The sequence below is a fragment of the Salmonella sp. 32120201201600049SM genome, assembly GCF_017572835.1.
GTDB classification, from domain to species: domain Bacteria; phylum Pseudomonadota; class Gammaproteobacteria; order Enterobacterales; family Enterobacteriaceae; genus Salmonella; species Salmonella enterica.
Map to the genome: position 1 here is coordinate 375,956 of NZ_JAGESA010000004.1, position 22,005 is coordinate 397,960.

Below are 22,005 nucleotides of genomic sequence, written 5' to 3' on the forward strand. Positions count from 1 at the left end.
CCAGATAAGGCGTTAATCGCCATCCGGCAAAAGGGTAAATTGAGAGATTTCTTCTTCTGTCGTCTGGCGGAAGAATAGAGAATCGGGCCTTTGCGCCTGTATGTTGCGGAGAAAAAGCATGGCGGGGAATGACCGCGAGCCGATTGGACGTAAGGGGAAACCGTCACGTCCTGTGAAACAAAAGGTGAGCCGTCGTCGGCAGCATGACGACGATTATGATGATGACTATGAGGATGAAGAACCGATGCCGCGTAAAGGTAAGGGCAAAGGGCGTAAGCCTCGTGGCAAGCGTGGCTGGCTGTGGCTATTGCTAAAACTGTTTATCGTTTTTGTGGTGCTGTTCGCCATTTACGGCGTCTATCTGGATCAAAAAATCCGCAGCCGTATCGATGGCAAGGTCTGGCAGCTTCCGGCGGCGGTATATGGTCGGATGGTGAACCTTGAGCCAGACATGCCTGTCAGCAAAAACGAGATGGTGAAATTGCTGGAAGCGACGCAGTATCGTCTGGTGACGAAGATGACCCGTCCCGGCGAATTTACCGTGCAGGCCAATAGCATTGAGATGATCCGTCGTCCGTTTGACTTCCCGGACAGCAAAGAAGGGCAGGTGCGCGCGCGGCTGACGTTCAGTGACGGGCGTCTGGAAACCATCGTCAATCTGGATAACAACCGCCAGTTTGGCTTCTTCCGTCTCGATCCGCGGCTTATCACCATGCTTTCTTCGCCAAATGGCGAGCAGCGTTTATTCGTCCCGCGCAGCGGTTTCCCGGATCTGCTGGTCGATACGCTGTTGGCGACGGAAGACCGTCATTTCTATGAGCATGATGGCATTAGTCTTTACTCTATCGGGCGTGCGGTGCTGGCCAACCTGACGGCGGGACGTACGGTGCAGGGGGCCAGTACGCTGACCCAGCAGCTGGTGAAGAACCTGTTCCTCTCCAGCGAAAGATCATACTGGCGTAAAGCGAATGAAGCCTACATGGCGCTGATCATGGATGCCCGTTACAGTAAAGATCGTATTCTTGAGCTGTACATGAACGAGGTCTACCTCGGTCAAAGCGGGGATAATGAAATTCGCGGTTTTCCGCTGGCGAGCCTGTATTACTTTGGTCGTCCGGTAGAGGAACTGAGCCTCGATCAGCAGGCGTTACTGGTGGGGATGGTAAAAGGGGCGTCGATTTATAACCCGTGGCGCAACCCGAAACTGGCGCTGGAGCGTCGTAACCTGGTGTTACGCCTGTTACAGCAGCAGAAAATCATCGATCAGGAACTCTATGACATGCTGAGCGCGCGTCCGCTTGGCGTACAGCCGCGCGGCGGCGTTATCTCACCGCAGCCAGCGTTTATGCAGATGGTTCGTCAGGAACTGCAGGCGAAGCTGGGGGATAAAATTAAAGATCTCTCCGGCGTGAAGATCTTCACCACCTTTGACTCCGTGGCGCAGGATGCCGCAGAAAAAGCCGTTGTCGAAGGCATTCCGGCGTTGAAGAAGCAGCGTAAATTGAGCGATCTGGAAACTGCGATGGTGGTGGTGGATCGCTTTAGCGGCGAGGTGCGCGCGATGGTTGGCGGGGCGGAGCCGCAGTATGCCGGCTATAACCGTGCCATGCAGGCGCGCCGTTCCATCGGGTCGCTGGCGAAACCGGCGACCTATCTGACCGCGTTAAGTCAGCCGAACTTATACCGTCTGAACACCTGGATTGCCGATGCGCCGATTTCTCTGCGCCAGCCGAATGGTCAGGTCTGGTCGCCGCAGAACGACGATCGTCGCTACAGCGAAAGCGGGAAAGTGATGCTGGTGGATGCGTTAACTCGCTCAATGAACGTACCGACGGTCAATCTGGGGATGGCGTTAGGTCTACCGGCAGTAACCGATACCTGGACGAAGCTCGGCGTGCCGAAAGATCAGCTCAATCCGGTTCCGGCTATGCTGTTAGGAGCGCTGAACCTGACGCCGATCGAAGTGGCGCAGGCGTTCCAGACTATCGCCAGCGGCGGAAATCGCGCGCCGTTATCAGCGCTGCGTTCGGTTATTGCGGAAGATGGTAAGGTGCTGTACCAAAGTTATCCGCAAGCTGAACGCGCCGTACCGGCACAGGCGGCTTACCTGACGCTCTGGACAATGCAGCAGGTCGTCCAGCGTGGTACGGGGCGTCAGCTTGGCGCAAAATATCCGGGTCTGCATCTGGCGGGTAAAACCGGGACGACAAACAACAATGTCGATACCTGGTTTGCCGGTATCGACGGCAGCCAGGTGACTATCACCTGGGTAGGCCGTGATAACAACCAGCCGACGAAATTGTACGGCGCCAGCGGCGCGATGGCGATTTACCAGCGCTATCTGGCGAACCAGACGCCGACGCCTTTAGTTCTGACGCCGCCGGAAGATGTGGTGGATATGGGCGTTGATTACGACGGTAATTTTGTCTGTAGCGGCGGTATGCGCACTCTGCCGGTCTGGACGGACGATCCAAATACGCTGTGCCAGCAGGGCGAGATGATGCAGCAGCAACAGCAGCCGTCAGGCAATCCGTTCGATCAGTCGTCTCAGCCGCAGCAGCCTGCGCAGCAACAGCCGCCGAAAGAAGAGAAGAGCGACGGCGTTGCCGGCTGGATTAAGGAGATGTTCGGCGGCAATTAATCACGGTAATAGTACCGGGTGGCGCTGTGCTTACCCGGTCTACACCGTTACGACTCCATTATGTGCGACGTAGGCCGAATAAGACGCTTACGTCGCCATCCGGCAAATCCTCCATAAATAACATTTCAGTCTAATTTATTAACCCTTCCTTTTCATCTGGTTATTTCTTAACCCCTTAGTTTTCGTAGGGCCGCGTATCGCTTGCCATTGCGACGATATTTCGCCTATCATGCTGCGGTTATAATAATAATTATCGTTTACGTTATCATTCACTTTCATCAGAGATATACCAATGGCGCGTCTTAAAACTGCTCAGCCAAACTCCTCACTGCGTAAAATCGCAGTTGTAGTAGCCACAGCGGTTAGCGGCATGTCTGTCTATGCACAGGCGGCGGTTCAACCGAAAGAAGAAACCATTACCGTAACCGCAGCGCCTGCCGCGCAGGAAAGTGCCTGGGGACCGGCTCCGACCATCGCCGCGAAGCGTTCCGCCACCACCACCAAAACTGATACACCTATCGAAAAAACGCCTCAGTCGGTTTCGGTGGTCACTAACGAAGAGATGCAGATGCATCAATTCCAGTCAGTAAAAGAAGCGTTGGGTTACACGCCGGGCGTAACGGTAAGCAGTCGCGGCGCTTCCAATACCTATGACTTCGTGATTATCCGTGGCTTCTCTTCCGTCGGCCTGAGCCAGAATAACTATCTGGATGGCCTGAAATTGCAGGGTAACTTCTACAACGATGCGGTTATTGATCCCTACATGCTTGAGCGTGTTGAGTTGATGCGTGGCCCAACGTCCGTTCTCTACGGTAAGAGCAACCCGGGCGGTATCATTTCGATGGTTAGCAAGCGGCCGACTACTGAGCCGCTGAAAGAAATTCAATTCAAAATGGGGACGGACAATTTGTTCCAGACCGGTTTTGATTTTAGTGATTCCCTGGATGACAACGGTGAGTTTTCATATCGTCTGACGGGGCTGGCGCGTTCGACAAATGAGCAGCAAAAGAGTTCTGAGTCGCAGCGCTATGCGATTGCGCCCTCTTTTACCTGGCGTCCTGATGAGAAAACGAATTTTACGTTCCTTTCTTATTTCCAGAACGAACCAGAGACCGGCTACTACGGCTGGCTGCCGAAAGAGGGAACGGTTGAACCGTTACCGAATGGTAAACGCTTGCCAACAGATTTCAATGAAGGGGCGTCAAACAACACCTATTCTCGTAACGAGAAAATGGTGGGATACAGTTTCGAGCATGGCTTCAACGACACTTTTACCGTGCGCCAGAATTTACGTTTTGTCGAAATGAAAACCGCGCAAAAAAGCGTCTATGGCACGGGGATTGCGGCGGACGGCCATACGCTTAACCGCGGTACTATCGTTGACAACGAGCGTTTACAGAATTTCAGCGTAGATACACAACTGGAAAGTAAATTCGCGACCGGCGATATTGATCATACGTTGCTGACGGGTGTCGATTTCATGCGTATGCGTAATGATATTAACGCGACGTTTGGTAGCGCGCCGTCAATCGATCTCTATAACAATTACCATCCTGAATACTTTGCTTTCGGCGGCGCTGAGCCGTACCAGATGAACGAAAGTAAACAAACAGGCCTTTATGTTCAGGATCAGGCGGAATGGAATAAGTGGGTATTTACTCTCGGCGGCCGTTATGACTGGTCTAAACAAGCGACAACGGTGCGTCAGAATTCCACTACGCCGACAGAAGGATATATTGAACGTAATGACCACCAGTTCACCTGGCGCGGTGGCGTAAACTACGTATTCGATAATGGAATTTCACCTTACTTCAGCTATAGCCAATCTTTCGAGCCAAGCGCCTTCGATTTGTGGAGCACCCCACGCGTTTCTTACAAGCCGTCAAAAGGCGAGCAATATGAAGCAGGGGTGAAATATGTACCGAAAGACATGCCGGTTGTTGTTACGGGTGCCGTTTATCAGCTGACCAAAACCAATAACCTGACCGCCGATCCAACCAACCCATTAGCGCAGGTGCCGGCAGGCGAAATTCGTGCGCGAGGTGTAGAGCTGGAAGCCAAAGCAGCATTGACGGCTAACATCAATATGACGGCGTCTTACACTTATACTGATGCTGAGTACACGAAAGACACTAACCTGAAAGGGAATACGCCAGAGCAGGTGCCTGAACACATGGCGTCGTTGTGGGGCGATTACACCTTCAACGATGGTCCGTTGTCAGGTTTAACGCTGGGAACAGGCGGTCGTTTTATTGGTTCCAGTTACGGCGATCCGGCCAATAGCTTCAAGGTAGGCAGCGCAGCGGTGATGGATGCGGTCGTCAAGTACGATCTGGCGCGTTTTGGTATGGCGGGCTCCAGCATTGCGGTTAACGTTAATAATCTGCTCGACCGCGAATACGTCGCCAGCTGCTTCCAGACCTACGGCTGTTTCTGGGGCTCAGAACGTCAGGTCGTTGCAACGGCAACCTTCCGTTTCTAATTTCTTTTTGGGCACGGCTTGCCGTGCCCGTTTTACAAGTTGGCTGCGATGCAGGAAAACCACATTCATTCCGATACCACCTTTGCGCTGCGAAGCGTCGCCTTTCGTGTGCCGGGCCGCACGCTTTTACACCCCCTCTCGTTAACGTTTCCCGCAGGTCGCGTCACCGGACTTATCGGCCATAATGGTTCCGGTAAATCCACGCTGTTAAAAATGCTGGGCCGCCATCAGCCGCCTTCCGAAGGGGATATTCTGCTCGACAATCAGCCGCTGGCGAGCTGGAGCAGCAAGACGTTTGCCCGCAAAGTTGCCTATCTGCCTCAACAATTGCCACAGGCGGAAGGAATGACGGTGCGCGAACTGGTGGCGATTGGCCGCTATCCGTGGCACGGCGCGCTGGGACGCTTTGGCGTCGCGGACCGGGAAAAAGTAGACGAGGCGATTACGCTGGTCGGCTTAAAACCGCTGGCGCATCGTCTGGTAGACAGTCTTTCCGGCGGCGAGCGCCAGCGCGCGTGGATTGCCATGCTGGTCGCGCAGGACAGCCGTTGTCTGCTGCTGGATGAGCCGACGTCAGCGCTGGATATCGCCCATCAGGTGGACGTGCTGGCGCTGGTGCATCGCTTAAGCCAGCAGCGCGGGCTGACGGTGGTTGCGGTGCTGCACGATATCAACATGGCGGCCCGCTACTGTGATTATTTAGTCGCGCTACGCGGCGGTGAAATGATTGCGCAAGGAACGCCTGCGGAACTGATGCGCAGTGACACGCTGGAGAAGATTTACGGTATCCCGATGGGTATCCTTCCGCATCCGGCGGGCGCGGCACCTGTGAGTTTTGTGTATTAATGCGTGATTTATATCCTCTGACTCGCCGCCGTTTATTAACGGCGATGGCGCTCTCGCCGCTGCTGTGGCAAATGAATACGGCGCAGGCTGCCGCTATCGATCCCCGCCGGATTGTGGCGCTGGAGTGGCTGCCGGTTGAGCTGCTGCTGGCGCTCGGTATTACGCCTTATGGCGTGGCGGATGTGCCAAATTATAAGCTGTGGGTTAGCGAACCGCCGTTGCCGGATTCGGTGATTGATGTGGGTCTTCGCACTGAACCCAATCTCGAACTACTGACGGAGATGAAGCCGTCGTTTATGGTCTGGTCGGCAGGGTACGGACCCTCGCCGGAGAAACTGGCGCGGATCGCGCCGGGGCGCGGGTTCGATTTTAGCGACGGCAAAAAGCCGCTGGCGGTAGCCCGACGCTCGCTGGTTGAACTGGCGCAGACGCTGAATCTGGAAGCTGCGGCAGAAAAACATCTGGCGCAATACGATCGCTTCATCGCCAGCCAGAAGCCGCATTTTATCCGCCGCGGGGGGCGTCCGTTACTGATGACGACGCTTATCGATCCGCGGCATATGCTGGTGCTCGGCCCGAATTGCCTGTTCCAGGAGGTGCTGGACGAGTATGGCATTGTCAATGCCTGGCAGGGTGAAACCAACTTTTGGGGCAGTACGGCGGTCAGTATCGATCGGCTGGCGATGTATAAAGAAGCGGATGTGATCTGCTTCGATCACGGGAATAGCACCGATATGAACACGCTGATGGCAACGCCGCTGTGGCAGGCCATGCCGTTTGTCCGCGCCGGGCGTTTTCATCGGGTGCCCGCCGTTTGGTTCTATGGCGCGACCCTCTCCACGATGCACTTTGTCCGCATCCTGAATAACGTGTTGGGAGGCAAAGCGTGAGCAGAAAACGTGAAATGCCGGATGGCGGCGCGAAAAGCGTCTTATCCGACCTACGGTTCGGGCGCTTTGTAGGCCGGATAAGGCGAAGCCGCCATCCGGCGTTGCTGTTATTGGCGCTGTTTGTTGCCGCCTGCTGGCTGACATGGGTTAACTTCTCCGTTGCGCTACCGCGCAGCCAGTGGCAACAGGCTATCTGGTCACCGGATATCGACATCATTGAGCAGATGATTTTTCATTACAGCCTGCTGCCAAGACTGGCGATTTCGCTACTGGTGGGCGCGGGACTTGGGCTGGTAGGCGTCCTGTTCCAGCAAGTATTACGTAACCCGCTGGCGGAACCGACCACGCTGGGTGTGGCGACCGGCGCGCAATTGGGGATCACGGTGACTACGCTTTGGACGATTCCCGGCGCGCTGGCCACGCAGTTTGCCGCCCTGACGGGAGCCTGCATTGTCGGCGCGCTGGTGTTCGGCGTGGCGTGGGGCAAACGCCTGTCGCCAGTGACCCTGATCCTCGCCGGGCTGGTGGTTAGCCTCTATTGTGGCGCAATCAACCAGTTACTGGTGATTTTCCACCACGATCAGTTGCAAAGCATGTTTTTATGGAGCACCGGAACGCTAACGCAAACCGACTGGAGCGGCGTGCAGCGTCTGTGGCCGCAGTTGCTGGGCGGTGTGATGCTCACGTTATTGTTGTTACGCCCGATGACGCTGATGGGGCTGGATGACGGCGTTGCGCGTAATCTGGGTCTGGCGCTGTCGTTAGCGCGTCTGGCGGCGCTGTCGCTGGCGATTGTGTTGAGCGCTCTGCTAGTCAACGCGGTGGGCATTATCGGTTTTATCGGCCTGTTTGCGCCGCTGCTGGCGAAAATGCTTGGCGCAAGACGTCTGCTGGCGCGCCTGATGCTGGCGCCGCTCATTGGGGCGCTTATTTTGTGGCTATCCGATCAGATTATCCTTTGGCTAACCCGCGTATGGATGGAGGTTTCCACCGGGTCAGTGACGGCGTTAATCGGCGCGCCGCTGCTCCTGTGGCTGCTGCCGCGGCTTAAAAGCATGAGCGCGCCGGATATGAACGCCAGCGATCGTGTGGCAGCGGAACGTCGGCACGTTCTTGCTTTTGCCGTTGCCGGTGGCGCGCTCCTGCTGCTGGCAACATGGGTCGCCCTCTCTTTTGGTCGCGACGCGCACGGCTGGACGTGGGCGAGCGGAACGCTGCTTGAAGAACTGATGCCGTGGCGCTGGCCGCGGATACTGGCGGCGTTAATGGCGGGCGTCATGCTGGCGGTGGCGGGCTGCATTATTCAGCGTCTGACCGGTAATCCAATGGCCAGCCCGGAAGTGCTGGGGATCAGTTCCGGAGCCGCGTTTGGCGTGGTGTTGATGCTGTTTTTGGTGCCGGGGAATGCCTTCGGTTGGCTACTGCCTGCCGGAAGCCTGGGCGCGGCGGCGACACTGCTGATTATTATGATAGCCGCCGGGCGCGGCGGTTTCTCGCCGCAACGGATGTTGCTGGCGGGGATGGCGCTCAGCACCGCGTTTACCATGCTGCTAATGATGCTCCAGGCGAGCGGCGACCCGCGGATGGCGGAAGTATTGACCTGGCTCTCAGGATCTACCTATAACGCCACTGGCGGGCAGGTTACGCGAACCGCGATCGTGATGGTGATTTTGCTGGCCATTGTGCCGTTGTGTCGCCGCTGGTTAACGATTTTGCCCCTGGGCGGCGATGCCGCGCGTGCGGTGGGCATGGCGCTTACGCCGTCGCGTATCGCGCTGCTGGCGCTGGCGGCGTGTTTGACGGCAACCGCGACGATGACCATTGGGCCGCTGAGTTTCGTTGGACTGATGGCGCCGCATATTGCGCGGATGCTCGGTTTTCGCCGGACGATGCCGCATATGGTCATCTCGGCGCTGGCAGGGGGCGTTTTACTGGTCTTTGCCGACTGGTGCGGCAGGATGGCGCTATTTCCGTATCAGATCCCGGCGGGACTGCTTTCAAGCTTTATTGGCGCGCCGTATTTTATCTATTTGCTACGTAAACAGAGCCGGTAAAAAAAGGCTATGCCACATTTATGTCGGGTGGCAGCCATGCTCAACCCGACCTACAAATTACACAATATCAATATGTTGTGGCAATATTTTGTAGACCTAAAAATAGCTGAACGCTATCAGGTGCGAGAGCTGTCCTGTCACGTTTTATCGAGGGAATTCTGCTTTTATTTTCAGCAAGAAGCAGGTGTTATTTCTGTATCGATAAGTCATGTGCTATTTCAGTGGCGCGCCGCTGTCTCCTGAACAGGGTGACTAATTTCAACATATCCAGGCCCGAAACGTTGATGATAAATTGCGGCATGATCTATCCAATAATAAGAATTACCGGTTTCGGTATTAAGCCTTTTTAAATATTAAGATGCGGATGCCGCATCTTTAATGCATCTCGTAAATCAATTTTAATTTAATAATAAATTTTCATTATAAAACTTCGATAATAAAATATTATTTTTTTATCGAAGTAATAAAAAACAACTCTATTAAAATAAATTAATTGCCACGAGTAAACAAAAAAAATGTAATTTAGCATTTTTTGTTTTTTTTAATGAAATTTATACCAAAAATAAATGTTACGCGTCATTGCTATATATTCAGTACTGTAATTCTGATCTTTTTTTATTCATTTTGACATGTTTATTGCTTTTTTGGCTCTCCCGTCTTGCTTGCTTTGTTTGTTTTTTGAACGGTAAAAATATTTATTATTTAATTCTGATAATCCTTTAAATAAAAAACACTTGTCTTTGGGTTTTTAATGGAAAATACTTCACCGCGCCTAAGGGATGTTATTTATTAACGTGTTGTTTGCTTCTTTTGAATGTTGCATCGGCAATTTCATAACTCGTCATATAATATATATCTACTAATATAAACATGGGGTATTGAGTATAACTCCGTGTGAATAGCGTAAAAATACTCACCAACTTTTAATAAGGATGAAAAATGAATACAGCAGTAAAAGCTGCGGTTGCTGCCGCACTGGTTATGGGTGTTTCCAGCTTTGCCAATGCTGCAGGCAGTAATACTGGTACGGTTACTTTTACCGGTACTATTGAAGATTCACCGTGTTCAATCGTGGTTGGCGACGAACACCAGACCGTTAACCTGGGCCATATCGGTACCGGTTCTCTGATGGGCGGTAAAGAATCTTCAAAAGTCGATTTCCATATCGGTCTGGAAAACTGCGCATTCACCACTGAGAAAGAAGCATCTACCGTTTTCTCTGCCATCGGTAACGAATCCAGCGCTAATCCGGGCAGCGTTGCGCTGATGCGTATCGGCGGCGGCGAAATGGCGGGTTCCAGCATTGTCATCGGCAACCACCTGGGTTCCGCGATCAAATTGGGCGACGCTTACAGCGAAAATCTGACGATGAACGGCAGCGTTGCGGCGGCGAAACAGACTCTTAACTTCAAAGCCTGGGTGAAAGGCGATTCCGCTGCCAGCACTATCGATACCGGCGAATTCAGCAGCACCGTAAACTTCACGATCAGCTATCTGTAAGTGAAATATCATCCTGCGGCAGTCTGCCGCAGGATAATGCTTAAAGTAAAAAAATAGATTATATATTTCAGGGATAGATTGTCTGATGGCTCACTATAAAAAATTTCGTCTGAGCACGCTTGCGGCCGTGGTGGGTATTGTTCTGGCTGTCGGTCCGGAAAATAGCTATGCGGAAGCGCCCATTCAATTTAATACCCGATTTCTTGATGTTAAAGATGATGCCAGCCTGGATCTCTCCCGTTTTTCCCGTAAAGGCTACATTATGCCGGGGAGCTATCATCTCCAGGTGTTGGTCAATCAGAGTCAAATTGCCCAGGATAATGTTATTACGTATTCCGTTGATAATAACGATCCTGATAACACCTATCCCTGTTTATCGCCTGAACTGGTATCGCTGCTGGGGTTAAAACCTGAAATAGCAGATAAAATGATCTGGATAAATGCCGGTCAGTGTCTGCAACCAGATCAACTGGAAGGGATGGAAACCCAAACGGATTTAAGCCAGTCAACGCTGACGGTGATTATTCCGCAGGCCTATCTGGAATACAGCGATGAAGAGTGGGATCCACCTTCCCGCTGGGATGAAGGGATTCCCGGCGTATTATTTGACTACAACGTTAACAGCCAGTGGCGACATGCTGAACATGATGACGGCGATGAGTATGACATCAGCGGCAACGGCACGGTGGGTGCCAACCTCGGCGCGTGGCGTTTGCGCGCGGACTGGCAGGCTAACTATCGTCACGAAAATGACAGCGAAGATAAAGACAACTTTGGCTCCAGTTCCGAACAGAACTGGGACTGGAACCGCTATTACGCCTGGCGGGCGATCCCACAGCTCCGGGCGCAGCTAACGCTGGGCGAAGGATCGCTGGAATCCGATATTTTCGACGGCTTTAACTATGTTGGCGGCAGCCTTATCACCGACGATCAGATGTTACCGCCTAATCTGCGCGGCTACGCCCCGGATATATCAGGCGTGGCGCGCACCAACGCCAAAGTCACCGTGACCCAGCGCGGGCGGGTGATTTATGAGTCGCAGGTCCCGGCAGGGCCGTTTCGCATTCAGGATATTAATGAAACGGTATCCGGCGATCTACACGTCAAAATTGAAGAACAAAGCGGTCAGGTGCAGGAATATGACGTCAGCACCGCCTCCATTCCGTTTCTGACCCGTCCCGGCCAGGTGCGCTACAAGTTAGCAGCCGGGCGACCGCAGGACTGGGATCACAATATGGAAGGCGGCTTTTTCACCTCAGCCGAAGCCTCCTGGGGGATCGCTAACGGCTGGTCGCTGTACGGCGGTGCCATCGGTGAGCAGGATTATCAGGCGCTGGCGTTAGGACTGGGGCGCGATCTGGCGCTGCTGGGCGCGTTTTCCGTCGATGTCACCCATTCCCGTGCGACGCTGCCAGAGGGTAGCGCCTACGGCGACGGCACCATTCAGGGTAACTCGTTCCGTGCCAGCTACGCTAAAGATTTTGATGATATAGACAGCCGTCTGACGTTTGCTGGTTATCGCTTTTCCGAAGAAAACTACATGACGATGGACGAGTTTATCGATACGCATAATGACGATAACGATCGTCAGCGCACCGGCCACGATAAAGAGATGTATACCCTGACGTACAGCCAGAACTTTTCGGCAATAAACGTCAACGCCTATATCAACTACACCCATCGCACCTACTGGAATCAACCTAACCAGGACAGCTATAACCTGACGCTGTCGCACTATTTCGATGTCGGTGAGGTGCGCGGGATCAGTCTGTCGGTGAACGGTTTTCGCAACGAATATGACAATGAGCGTGATGACGGCGTGTACGTCTCGCTCAGTATTCCGTGGGGCAACAACCGCACGCTGAGCTACAACGGCTCCTTTAGCGATGACAACAACAGCAATCAGGTCGGCTATTACGAGCGCATTGACGATCGCAATAACTACCAGATCAACGCTGGTCGCGCGGATAACGGTGCGACTCTCGACGGCTACTACCGTCATCAAGCGAGCTATGCCGACATTGACGTCAGTGCGAACTATCAGGAAGGCGACTATACCTCCGGCGGGCTGAACATCCAGGGCGGCGCGACGCTGACTGCTAAAGGCGGGGCGCTGCACCGCACCAGCGTCAACGGCGGCTCGCGGCTGCTGGTGGATGTCGGCGATGAAGCGAACGTACCCATCTCCGGCTACAGCACGCCGGTATATACCAACGCGTTTGGTAAAGCCGTCATTGTCGACGTCAACGACTACTACCGCAACCAGGTGAAAATCGACATTACCCAGTTGCCGGAAGACGCGGAAGCAATCCTCTCCATCGCTCAGGCGACCCTGACGGAAGGGGCGATCGGTTATCGCCGCATGGAGGTGCTCAGCGGTAAAAAAGCCATGGCCAGTATCCGCCTGCGCGATGGCGGCACGCCGCCCTTCGGCGCAGAGGTTTACAACAGTCGCCAGCAACAGTTAGGGATCGTAGGTGAAGACGGCAGCGTTTATCTGATCGGCATTAACCCCGGCGAGCGGTTGCAGGTGACATGGGAAGGTAAAACGCAGTGTGAAGCGGCGTTGCCCGATCCGCTGCCGGGCGATCTGTTTAGCGGCCTGTTGCTGCCGTGCATCGGCGACGCTTCATCACCTGAGGCAACGCAGCCCGAAGAGAAACCATTACTCCAGCTTCATACGCAGCGGCGGACGTCTTCGACGCAACCCGAAGCGCTCTCTTCTCGTTATCCAACACATTGATTCAGGAAACCGCATTCATGATGCCATTAAAACGTTATAACCTGGCCGCTGTTTTGCTGCTTTTGCTGGGCGGCTACGGTAGCGCCCAGGCTGCCATCGCGCCCGATCGCACCCGCCTGGTGTTTCGCGGCGAAGATAAATCGATAAGCGTCGATCTGAAAAACGCCAACAGCAAACTGCCCTATCTGGCGCAGTCCTGGGTGGAAGATGAGAAGGGCGTCAAAATCACCTCGCCTTTAATCGTCGTCCCACCGGTCCAGCGCATTGAGCCGTCGGCAATCGGACAGGTCAAAATTCAGGGGATGCCGGCGCTGGCGTCGCTCCCTAAGGATCGGGAAACCCTTTTTTATTACAACGTGCGCGAAATTCCGCCGCAAAGCGACAAGCCCAATACGCTGCAAATCGCCCTGCAAACGCGCATCAAAGTTTTTTACCGCCCGCAGGCGCTATCGAAAATCGATATGCAGCATCCCTGGCAATACAAGATCACCCTTCAGCGTCAGGGCAATGGCTATCAGGTGAGCAATCCGACCGGTTACTACGTGGTGTTAAGCAACGCCAGCAACCGCATGGACGGCACACCAGCCAGAGGCTTTAGCCCTTTAGTGATTGCACCAAAAAGCAACGTGACGCTGGGAGGGGACGCCAGTGAATTAGGTCACTCGCCTGTGCTGACTTACGTCAACGATTATGGCGCGCGGTTACCGCTGATTTTTAACTGTACTGACAACAGTTGTGCGGTAGATGAAGCAAAAAGCAGAAAGTCGTAACCGACAAGGAGACGCAAGATGAGGCAATGGCGGTTACGGCTGGGCACGGTAACGTGTGCGGCCATGCTGAGTGCGGTCAGTATGCCGCTGGCAGCGGGAAGTAAGACGGTCAACATGACGCTGACGATAGTCGTTAATGCCGCGCCGCCCTGTACTGTGACCGGCGGTGAGGTGGAATTTGGCAATGTGTTGACGACGAAAGTGGATGGGGTGAATTACCGGCAGGCGGTGGGCTATCGCCTGAGCTGTAACGGCAGAGTGAGCGATTACCTGAAGTTACAGATTCAGGGGAATGCGGTGACTATCAATGGCGAGTCGGTATTGCAAACCGATGTCGATGGATTGGGTATCCGTCTGCAAACCGCCACGGATGGCGCGCTGATTTCACCCGGCAATACGCAATGGTTGTCATTTCAATACAGCGGCGGCAGCGGTCCGGCCATTGAGGCGATTCCCGTCAAAAATAATGGCGTAACGTTAACAGGTGGCGCGTTTAACGCAGGCGCCACGTTGGTGGTGGATTACCAATGAAAAAAATAGTTTTGACGATGTTAATGGGGGGCAGCCTTGCCGCACAGGCAGCCGATAATCTTAAGTTTCACGGCACATTAATTTCACCGCCGAATTGTACGATTAACAATGATCAGACGATCGACGTTGAGTTCGGTAACCTGCTGATTAATAAAATAGATGGTACGCGTTATGCGCAGAATGTTCCGTATGAGATCACCTGTGATTCAACGGTGCGCGATGAGACGATGGCGATGACCCTGACGCTAAGCGGTTCCGTGAGTGATTTTAATCCGGCGGCGGTAAACACCAGCGTGGCGGGGCTGGGGATTGAACTCAGGCAGAACGACCAACCCTTTACGTTGGGGTCCACCATTACTGTAAATGAGCAGTCGGCACCTGTTCTGAAAGCCATACCGGTTAAAAAGAGCGGAGCCTCGCTGACAGAAGGTGACTTCGATGCGACGGCAACATTACAGGTGGATTATCAGTAATGGTTAAAAAACAGACGTTATTACACGGCGTGGTCTTCATCCTCTGTGGGGCGCTGATATTGCCGGTCTCAGCGGCAGATAACCTGCATTTTTCCGGTAGCCTGGTGGCCAGTCCTTGCACGCTCACGATGCAGGGGACGGGGATTGCCGAAGTCGATTTTTCGTCGCTTGACAGTTCTGATTTCACTCCCGACGGCCAGTCTGCTCGTAAGCCTTTGGTGTTTGAACTCACGGATTGCGATTCGGCGCTGAGTAACGGGGTGCAGGTGACTTTCACTGGAACCGAAGCGACCGGAATGCGCGGTATCCTGGCCATCGATAGCCATTCAGGTGCTTTTGGGATCGGGATTGGTATTGAAACGCTATCCGGCGTTCCCGTGGGCATTAATAACGAAAGCGGTGCGGTATTTACGCTGGTGACGGGGAAAAATACGCTAAGCCTGAATGCCTGGGTACAACGTCTTCCCGGCGAGGACCTGATTCCGGGAACGTTCTTCGCAAGCGCACTAGTTACCTTTGAGTATTTATGATGAGAAGCATACAGATTTTATTTTTACTGTTGGCGGTCGTTTGTTGCCGTTCAATAGCGGCGGGACCCATGCTGAAAGCGACGTTTTCAAGCACCACGATGTATTATGGTATTGGCCCTAATAGCGACAAATCTATTGTGGCGGAGGTGACGATAGCGACTCCGGAGGGAGTGTACTATGGCTCCTGGAACCTTTCGGGACATCGTAAAGGAGAAACGCTAACCGCAGACTCCTGGTCTGGGCCAGAACCTGCGCCGAAGGTTGTATTGAAGGATTTTGATAACACTGTTTCGCGATCTGCGTGCAAGAATCTTCCCTCGAACTGGAGGGGGTGTGGTTCTTTTACCCTGGAGATTACGGTACAAAGCGATGATTATGGTTGCCCCTGGCTGGCGTCGAGCCATATCGTTGCTACCACTTTTATCACTAACGAAACGTATTCCCCGCCGGATACGCGCAGCTCAGTTTGCCCGAAAGTTCCCGTTGATACTTTTGATATCTCCTGGGATGCGAACGTTTCGAAACAGAAAACAACCCTCATGCTTGATGCCACCGGTGGCACGGTGAATCGCACGTTACATACCTATTTGATGGAGGGGGGGAAACTGTGCGATGGCAGCAAATTTGACAACCGTGGCGCTTATTGCCGTTTTGTCTCATCGGGTATTACGCTCAATGTGCTGGGCTGCGACCAGTCGAGCGTCACGACCAGCGCCGTTGATCATCCGATAACCGATGTTGAGCTTCATGACATTAATGTAGCGGTGAACACCCGCAACATTGGCTCCGGGCAGTTCACGTCGACCTGTAGCTTCCAGTATATTATTGATGAGCTTTAGGGGGGCTGGGTGTTTGGCGAAGATTCACGCTAACCTGGTATGAACCAAAAAAAAGCCGGGTGGCGGCTTCGCCTTACCCGGCCTACGTTGTTTCTGGACGTTCTCTTTTACAGTTTCGCAAACACCCGACGCGCGGCGTCGATGGTGTTATTGATATCTTCTTCACTGTGCGCCACGGACATAAAGCCTGCTTCGAACGCGGACGGTGCCAGATATACGCCTTCCTCCAGCATCAGGTGGAAGAAACGCTTAAAGCGTTCCACGTCGCACGCCATCACGTCCTGATAGCAGGTTACGCTATCAGCGTCGGTGAAGAAAATCCCGAACATGCCGCCGACATGGTTAACCACCAGCGGAATATTCGCTTCTTCGGCAGCTTCCAGCAAACCTTCCGCCAGACGGGTGGTGAGCTCATCCAGCGTTTCATGAATGCCGGGCTGGGCGACTTCATTCAGGCAGGCGAAACCGGCCGCCATCGCAATCGGGTTGCCGGAAAGGGTGCCCGCCTGGTAAACCGGGCCCGTCGGCGCCAGCGCATCCATTACATCGCGACGACCGCCAAACGCGCCTACCGGCATCCCGCCGCCGATGATTTTACCCAGACAGGTCAGGTCCGGCACGACGCCGTAGTAATCCTGGGCTCCGGCCAGCGCTACGCGAAAACCGGTCATTACTTCGTCGATAATCAGCAGCGCGCCGAACTCATCGCACAAGGCGCGCAGACCTGGCAGAAATTCCGGCAGCGGCGGGACGCAGTTCATATTGCCCGCTACGGGTTCGACGATGATACAGGCGATTTCCTGCGGATATTGTTCAAACGCCGCGCGCACTGACGTCAGATCGTTATAAGTGCAGGTCAGCGTATGTTTCGCGAAATCTGCCGGCACGCCCGGCGAGTTCGGCTGACCGAGCGTCAGCGCGCCAGAACCGGCTTTGACCAGCAGACAGTCTGCGTGGCCGTGGTAGCAGCCTTCGAATTTGATAATCTTATCGCGGCCAGTAAAACCACGCGCCAGGCGAATCGCGCTCATCGTCGCTTCGGTGCCGGAGTTCACCATGCGCACCATGTCCATGGTCGGCACCAGGTTGGTCACCAGTTCCGCCATTTTTACTTCCATTTCGGTTGGCGCGCCGAAGCTTAAACCGCGCTCCGCAGCTTCGATCACCGCATTGCGGATAGCCGGATGGTTATGCCCCAGTACCATTGGCCCCCAGGAACCGACATAGTCGATATATGCTTTGCCATCGACATCGTACAGATACGCGCCGTCCGCTTTTTCGATAAACAGCGGGGTGCCGCCCACGCCAGTGAAGGCGCGAACAGGGGAGTTCACGCCGCCGGGGATCAGCTCGCGGGCCGCGCTATAGAGATTTTCAGACTTACTCATGGAAAGATTCCTGGTTCGTAGAAAAAGTGAATACCCGCTATTCTAAGTTATTCAGAGAAGGTTATGAAAGTTTTACGCATTTGAAACAATACGATTTGCAGGGGATTTTCGCGGCGTTGGCGAGTAGAATGCCGACTTTAGATTTGTATTACCAATTAATGATCTTCTGATGAAAACAGACACTTCCACCTTTTTAGCTCAGCAAATTGTGCGTTTACGGCGCAGAGATCAGATTCGCCGGTTAATGCAGCGGGATAAAACGCCGCTGGCCATCCTGTTCATGGCGGCCGTTGTCGGCACGCTTACCGGACTGGTTGGCGTCGCCTTTGAAAAGGCGGTTTCCTGGGTACAAAACATGCGCATTGGCGCGCTGGTTCAGGTCGCGGACCATGCGTTTTTGCTTTGGCCGCTGGCCTTTATCCTTTCGGCGTTACTGGCGATGGTCGGCTACTTTTTGGTGCGAAAATTTGCGCCGGAAGCCGGCGGCTCGGGTATCCCGGAAATTGAAGGCGCGCTGGAGGAGTTACGTCCGGTGCGCTGGTGGCGCGTGTTGCCGGTGAAGTTTATCGGCGGGATGGGAACGTTGGGCGCAGGAATGGTATTAGGGCGCGAAGGGCCAACGGTGCAAATCGGGGGCAACCTGGGGCGCATGGTGCTGGATGTTTTTCGTATGCGCAGCGCCGAAGCGCGGCATACGTTGCTGGCGACCGGCGCGGCGGCGGGGCTCTCTGCGGCGTTTAACGCGCCGCTGGCGGGTATCCTGTTCATTATTGAAGAGATGCGCCCGCAGTTTCGCTACAACCTGATTTCGATTAAAGCGGTGTTTACCGGCGTCATCATGTCGAGCATTGTGTTCCGCATATTTAACGGCGAAGCGCCGATTATTGAAGTCGGCAAACTGTCTGATGCGCCGGTTAACACACTGTGGTTATACCTTATCCTCGGCATTATTTTTGGCTGCGTCGGGCCGGTATTTAATTCGTTGGTGCTGCGTACCCAGGATATGTTTCAGCGCTTTCATGGCGGCGAAATTAAAAAATGGGTGCTTATGGGCGGCGCGATCGGCGGCCTGTGCGGTATTCTGGGGTTGATTGAGCCGGAAGCGGCAGGCGGCGGATTTAACCTTATTCCTATCGCCGCGGCAGGTAATTTTAGCGTCGGGCTACTGCTGTTCATCTTTATTACCCGGGTGGTCACAACGCTGCTTTGCTTTTCTTCCGGCGCGCCGGGGGGCATTTTCGCCCCGATGCTGGCGCTGGGAACGCTGCTTGGTACGGCCTTCGGTATGGCGGCGGCAGTGCTTTTCCCGCAGTATCACCTGGAGGCCGGTACCTTTGCGATTGCCGGGATGGGGGCGCTGATGGCGGCGTCGGTGCGCGCCCCGTTGACAGGGATTGTGCTGGTGCTGGAGATGACCGATAACTATCAGCTCATTTTGCCAATGATTATCACCTGTCTTGGCGCGACACTATTAGCCCAGTTTTTGGGCGGGAAACCGTTATACTCAACCATCCTGGCGCGCACTCTGGCGAAGCAGGATGCGGAACAGGCGGCGAAAAACCAGAATGCGCCTGCGGGCGAGAATACTTGAACGAATTACCAGGGTATTAGATAATGACTGCCAATATTGGGTGAAAATTTATCCAATTACCGATGTCGTTTGGAGCAAAATATGAGTGATGACGTAGCGCTGCCGCTGCAGTTTACCGACGCAGCAGCGAATAAAGTAAAAAGTCTTATCGCTGACGAAGATAACCCGAATCTGAAACTGCGCGTGTATATCACCGGCGGTGGTTGCAGCGGCTTCCAGTATGGTTTTACCTTTGACGATCAGGTTAACGAAGGGGATATGACCATCGAAAAACAGGGCGTTGGCCTGGTGGTTGACCCGATGAGTTTGCAGTATCTGGTGGGTGGTTCGGTAGATTATACCGAAGGTCTGGAAGGTTCCCGCTTCATTGTAACCAACCCGAATGCGAAAAGTACCTGCGGGTGTGGCTCTTCCTTCAGCATTTGATTGCTGTTCGTTGTGCCGGATGGCGACGCGAGCGTCTTATCCGGCCTACAGGAAAGATGTTCCAGGCCCGATAAGCGTAGCGCCATCGGGCAAAACAATATCAACGTCCGTTTTCATCCAGGGCAAACGTCGGCAATTTCAAATGCCAGCGAATGGCCGCCAGCCGAATGAACAGCGTGACCACCATACCCATCATGCTGGCGCTTTCCAGCGGTACTGAAAACGTATAAAACGCGGTGGCGTGAACAATCCCGCCGATAATACAGGCCGTGGCATAGATTTCGGTGCGTAGGATCATGGGGATCTCGCGTGCCAGAACATCGCGAATAATCCCGCCGCCGACGCCGGTAATCACGCCCATACAGACAGCCACTAATGGCCCCGTTTCAGCGAGGAAGGCTTTATTCACCCCAATGCCGACAAACACCGCCAGCCCGACCGCATCCAGTACCGGCAACATCCATTTCGGTAGACGTCTTGGCTGGCGAACCAGTAGGATGGTCAGCATACTGGTGACCATGGCGACGACCAGGTCGGTAGGATCTTTAACCCAGAATACCGGGCCGTTATCCAGCGCCATATCGCGGATTGTCCCGCCGCCGACGGCAGTAACGACGCCGAGCACCAGGACGCCGAACGGATCCATACGTAATTTCCCGGCCAGCAACACGCCAGAGATAGCAAATACAGCCGTGCCTACAATATCCAGCCAATAGACGAGCATTGTCGAATCCCCACTGGGAGCCTGGTAAGACAGGCTCTAATTCACCTGTGAAAGCGCATTACAGAGTTGTTTTGCGGCGAGGATAATACGCGGGCTTGCGCGTTCAAACCAGTCGCTGTTAAGCGGAATAACCGGAATTTTTAACAGGTTTCCCCAGTATTGTTCAATTTTGAGAATTTCGCCCGCTTTTCCGGCCACGATAATGGCCTGGGGATGCCTTGCCAGCACCTGCTCACGGCTGACTTGCGGCCACGGCACGCGGCTGTCAGCAAAGACGTTTTCTCCGCCGCAGGTCGTCAAAACCTGATGTTGAATAGACCCTTTACCACTGGTAAACAGAGGATTCATGCCAAACTGAAGAAAGACGCGCTTTTTAGCTTTACCGGCATACTCGGCGTTGAGCGCGGCGTACTCGTTTAGCAATGTCTGCGCTGCCTGCTGAGCCTTTTCCGGCTGCGGGCTCCAGGCGGCCAGTTGACGGAGCGTGTCGGCGATCTGTTCGATGCTTACCGCGTCCACCCACATGACCTTAATACCTAATGACGTCAGTTGGTTTACCTGGCGTTCCGCATTACCGCCGCGCCAGGCGACGACCAGATCCGGCTTCAGCGCCACAATGCGTTCCAGATTCATTCCCTGCCAGGTAGAGACCTGTTCTATTTTTTGCGCTTCGGGCGGGTAGTCGGAATAGCTGCTGACGCCAACGGGCGTAATCCCGGCGGCAAAAGCAAGCTCCGTATTGGCGGGAGAGAGGGTAATGACGCGCGGCGCAGCGTAAAGCCACACCGGGAGCGTAAGCAGCAGGGCGACCAGCGCCCTGAACATTTGCTTAGCCATGCGCCAGTTTCTGTACCAGCGTTTCGACCATCAGAGTCGACTGTTTCGCCGCCACCGCGAGGAATTCGTCAAAGCTGAGGTGCGATTGCTGATCGGCCACGTCAGAGATAGCGCGTACCACCACGAACGGCACGTTGAAGTTATGGCAGACGTGGGCGATAGCGGTGGCTTCCATCTCTACGGCGACCGCGTCGGGGAAGTTATGCCGGATTTTCGCCAGCCCGACGGAGCCGTTAATAAACGCGTCGCCGCTAACAATAAGGCCGCGTACCGCGTTCAGATTCAGATCCCTGATGCAGGATTCCGCGGCGGCGATCAGCTTATCATCGGCCTTAAATCCAGCCGGACAGCCCGGTAATTGCCCGTATTCATAGCCGAAAGCGGTCACATCAGCGTCGTGGTAACGCGCTTCGTCAGAGACGACGATATCGCCGACCTTCAGCGTGGACGCCAGACCGCCTGCGGAACCGGTATTGATGATCACGTCCGGCTTGCAGTGCTCCAGAAGCAACGTTGCGCCCAGCGCCGCCGCGACTTTACCGATACCGGATTTCAGCAACGTCACTTCGGTGCCGTTCAACTGGCCAGTGTAAATTTCGCAGCCGCCCAGCGTAATCGTCTGACGGTTGTCAATTTTGTCACGCAGCAGCGTAACTTCTTCTTCCATTGCGCCAATGATGCCGATTTTCATAGATTTACTCGCGATAAGTCAGTTTTGGGGGCATAGTTTATCATGCGCT

The 22,005-nt window shown here is 54.2% G+C and carries 18 protein-coding genes; 14 read left to right on the forward strand and 4 right to left on the reverse strand.

Annotation, left to right across the window (positions count from 1 at the left end):
* Positions 1 to 118: 118 nt before the first annotated feature.
* The 12 genes from mrcB (at position 119) to stfH (ending at position 16,299) form a co-directional block, all read left to right on the forward strand.
* On the forward strand, positions 119 to 2,641 hold the full coding sequence (gene mrcB / locus J4650_RS12395) for a bifunctional glycosyl transferase/transpeptidase (RefSeq protein WP_000918127.1): 2,523 nt from the start codon (positions 119 to 121) through the stop codon (positions 2,639 to 2,641).
* 292 nt (positions 2,642 to 2,933) lie between these two features.
* Positions 2,934 to 5,123: a ferrichrome porin FhuA gene (gene fhuA, locus J4650_RS12400; protein ID WP_023993174.1), complete on the forward strand. Its 2,190-nt coding sequence runs from the start codon at positions 2,934 to 2,936 to the stop codon at positions 5,121 to 5,123.
* Positions 5,124 to 5,171: 48 nt separating this feature from the next.
* Positions 5,172 to 5,969, forward strand: coding sequence for a Fe3+-hydroxamate ABC transporter ATP-binding protein FhuC (gene fhuC / locus J4650_RS12405; RefSeq protein ID WP_023993173.1), 798 nt, complete (start codon positions 5,172 to 5,174; stop codon positions 5,967 to 5,969).
* Positions 5,969 to 6,859 carry a Fe(3+)-hydroxamate ABC transporter substrate-binding protein FhuD gene (gene fhuD / locus J4650_RS12410; protein WP_023993172.1) on the forward strand — a complete coding sequence of 297 codons (891 nt, stop codon included), beginning with the start codon at positions 5,969 to 5,971 and terminating at the stop codon, positions 6,857 to 6,859. Before fhuC ends, fhuD begins: the two co-directional genes overlap by 1 nt.
* Before the next feature lie 14 nt (positions 6,860 to 6,873).
* Positions 6,874 to 8,913, forward strand: a complete 2,040-nt coding sequence (gene fhuB, locus J4650_RS12415; RefSeq protein WP_088884177.1) for a Fe(3+)-hydroxamate ABC transporter permease FhuB — start codon at positions 6,874 to 6,876, stop codon at positions 8,911 to 8,913.
* A gap of 939 nt (positions 8,914 to 9,852) precedes the next feature.
* Complete coding sequence (gene stfA, locus J4650_RS12420) at positions 9,853 to 10,413, forward strand: fimbrial major subunit StfA (RefSeq protein ID WP_001090553.1); 561 nt, start codon at positions 9,853 to 9,855, stop codon at positions 10,411 to 10,413.
* An 85-nt stretch (positions 10,414 to 10,498) separates the two neighbouring features.
* Entirely contained in the window at positions 10,499 to 13,156 is a 2,658-nt protein-coding gene (locus tag J4650_RS12425) for a fimbrial biogenesis outer membrane usher protein (protein ID WP_000951677.1), read from the forward strand.
* Between the two features lie 17 nt (positions 13,157 to 13,173).
* Complete coding sequence (gene stfD / locus J4650_RS12430; protein ID WP_000982721.1) at positions 13,174 to 13,926, forward strand: fimbrial chaperone StfD; 753 nt, start codon at positions 13,174 to 13,176, stop codon at positions 13,924 to 13,926.
* An 18-nt stretch (positions 13,927 to 13,944) separates the two neighbouring features.
* The gene (locus J4650_RS12435) at positions 13,945 to 14,457 is read left to right on the forward strand and encodes a fimbrial protein (protein WP_001250313.1); all 513 of its coding nucleotides are present in this window, start codon (positions 13,945 to 13,947) and stop codon (positions 14,455 to 14,457) included.
* Positions 14,454 to 14,930 (forward strand): fimbrial minor subunit StfF, encoded by a 477-nt coding sequence (gene stfF, locus J4650_RS12440; protein ID WP_023244813.1) that lies wholly within the window; start codon positions 14,454 to 14,456, stop codon positions 14,928 to 14,930. The genes J4650_RS12435 and stfF overlap by 4 nt, the downstream gene beginning before the upstream one ends.
* Positions 14,930 to 15,460 carry a fimbrial protein gene (locus tag J4650_RS12445; RefSeq protein ID WP_023993170.1) on the forward strand — a complete coding sequence of 177 codons (531 nt, stop codon included), beginning with the start codon at positions 14,930 to 14,932 and terminating at the stop codon, positions 15,458 to 15,460. The genes stfF and J4650_RS12445 overlap by 1 nt, the downstream gene beginning before the upstream one ends.
* On the forward strand, positions 15,460 to 16,299 hold the full coding sequence (gene stfH / locus J4650_RS12450; RefSeq protein ID WP_023243417.1) for a fimbrial adhesin StfH: 840 nt from the start codon (positions 15,460 to 15,462) through the stop codon (positions 16,297 to 16,299). The genes J4650_RS12445 and stfH overlap by 1 nt, the downstream gene beginning before the upstream one ends.
* A gap of 107 nt (positions 16,300 to 16,406) precedes the next feature.
* Here stfH and hemL read toward each other — a convergent pair whose 3' ends face one another.
* On the reverse strand, positions 16,407 to 17,687 hold the full coding sequence (hemL, locus tag J4650_RS12455) for a glutamate-1-semialdehyde 2,1-aminomutase (protein WP_023993169.1): 1,281 nt from the start codon (positions 17,685 to 17,687) through the stop codon (positions 16,407 to 16,409).
* A gap of 169 nt (positions 17,688 to 17,856) precedes the next feature.
* On the opposite strand from hemL, the gene clcA reads away from it, so the two are divergent.
* Together clcA and erpA are read left to right on the forward strand one after the other, a co-directional pair.
* Complete coding sequence (gene clcA / locus J4650_RS12460; RefSeq protein WP_000845430.1) at positions 17,857 to 19,278, forward strand: H(+)/Cl(-) exchange transporter ClcA; 1,422 nt, start codon at positions 17,857 to 17,859, stop codon at positions 19,276 to 19,278.
* 81 nt (positions 19,279 to 19,359) lie between these two features.
* Complete coding sequence (gene erpA, locus J4650_RS12465; RefSeq protein ID WP_001278668.1) at positions 19,360 to 19,704, forward strand: iron-sulfur cluster insertion protein ErpA; 345 nt, start codon at positions 19,360 to 19,362, stop codon at positions 19,702 to 19,704.
* Between the two features lie 100 nt (positions 19,705 to 19,804).
* Here erpA and J4650_RS12470 read toward each other — a convergent pair whose 3' ends face one another.
* Genes J4650_RS12470 through mtnN form a run of 3 tightly spaced genes read right to left on the reverse strand, consistent with a single transcriptional unit; the run spans position 19,805 to position 21,956 of the window.
* Positions 19,805 to 20,428 carry a TRIC cation channel family protein gene (locus tag J4650_RS12470; protein WP_000964234.1) on the reverse strand — a complete coding sequence of 208 codons (624 nt, stop codon included), beginning with the start codon at positions 20,426 to 20,428 and terminating at the stop codon, positions 19,805 to 19,807.
* Between the two features lie 36 nt (positions 20,429 to 20,464).
* Positions 20,465 to 21,265 carry a vitamin B12 ABC transporter substrate-binding protein BtuF gene (gene btuF / locus J4650_RS12475; protein WP_001118838.1) on the reverse strand — a complete coding sequence of 267 codons (801 nt, stop codon included), beginning with the start codon at positions 21,263 to 21,265 and terminating at the stop codon, positions 20,465 to 20,467.
* On the reverse strand, positions 21,258 to 21,956 hold the full coding sequence (mtnN, locus tag J4650_RS12480) for a 5'-methylthioadenosine/S-adenosylhomocysteine nucleosidase (protein ID WP_023993168.1): 699 nt from the start codon (positions 21,954 to 21,956) through the stop codon (positions 21,258 to 21,260). The genes btuF and mtnN overlap by 8 nt, the downstream gene beginning before the upstream one ends.
* Positions 21,957 to 22,005: the final 49 nt, after the last annotated feature.

Coding starts and splice junctions, on each gene's coding strand:
- stfA (WP_001090553.1), top strand. CDS start 9,853: ATGAATACAGCAGTAAAAGCTGCGGTTGCTGCCGCACTGGTTATGGGT.
- fhuD (WP_023993172.1), top strand. CDS start 5,969: ATGCGTGATTTATATCCTCTGACTCGCCGCCGTTTATTAACGGCGATG.
- J4650_RS12470 (WP_000964234.1), bottom strand. CDS start 20,428: ATGCTCGTCTATTGGCTGGATATTGTAGGCACGGCTGTATTTGCTATC.
- stfF (WP_023244813.1), top strand. CDS start 14,454: ATGAAAAAAATAGTTTTGACGATGTTAATGGGGGGCAGCCTTGCCGCA.
- hemL (WP_023993169.1), bottom strand. CDS start 17,687: ATGAGTAAGTCTGAAAATCTCTATAGCGCGGCCCGCGAGCTGATCCCC.
- btuF (WP_001118838.1), bottom strand. CDS start 21,265: ATGGCTAAGCAAATGTTCAGGGCGCTGGTCGCCCTGCTGCTTACGCTC.
- fhuA (WP_023993174.1), top strand. CDS start 2,934: ATGGCGCGTCTTAAAACTGCTCAGCCAAACTCCTCACTGCGTAAAATC.
- mtnN (WP_023993168.1), bottom strand. CDS start 21,956: ATGAAAATCGGCATCATTGGCGCAATGGAAGAAGAAGTTACGCTGCTG.
- J4650_RS12445 (WP_023993170.1), top strand. CDS start 14,930: ATGGTTAAAAAACAGACGTTATTACACGGCGTGGTCTTCATCCTCTGT.
- clcA (WP_000845430.1), top strand. CDS start 17,857: ATGAAAACAGACACTTCCACCTTTTTAGCTCAGCAAATTGTGCGTTTA.
- stfD (WP_000982721.1), top strand. CDS start 13,174: ATGATGCCATTAAAACGTTATAACCTGGCCGCTGTTTTGCTGCTTTTG.
- fhuC (WP_023993173.1), top strand. CDS start 5,172: ATGCAGGAAAACCACATTCATTCCGATACCACCTTTGCGCTGCGAAGC.
- erpA (WP_001278668.1), top strand. CDS start 19,360: ATGAGTGATGACGTAGCGCTGCCGCTGCAGTTTACCGACGCAGCAGCG.
- J4650_RS12435 (WP_001250313.1), top strand. CDS start 13,945: ATGAGGCAATGGCGGTTACGGCTGGGCACGGTAACGTGTGCGGCCATG.
- fhuB (WP_088884177.1), top strand. CDS start 6,874: ATGCCGGATGGCGGCGCGAAAAGCGTCTTATCCGACCTACGGTTCGGG.
- J4650_RS12425 (WP_000951677.1), top strand. CDS start 10,499: ATGGCTCACTATAAAAAATTTCGTCTGAGCACGCTTGCGGCCGTGGTG.
- mrcB (WP_000918127.1), top strand. CDS start 119: ATGGCGGGGAATGACCGCGAGCCGATTGGACGTAAGGGGAAACCGTCA.
- stfH (WP_023243417.1), top strand. CDS start 15,460: ATGAGAAGCATACAGATTTTATTTTTACTGTTGGCGGTCGTTTGTTGC.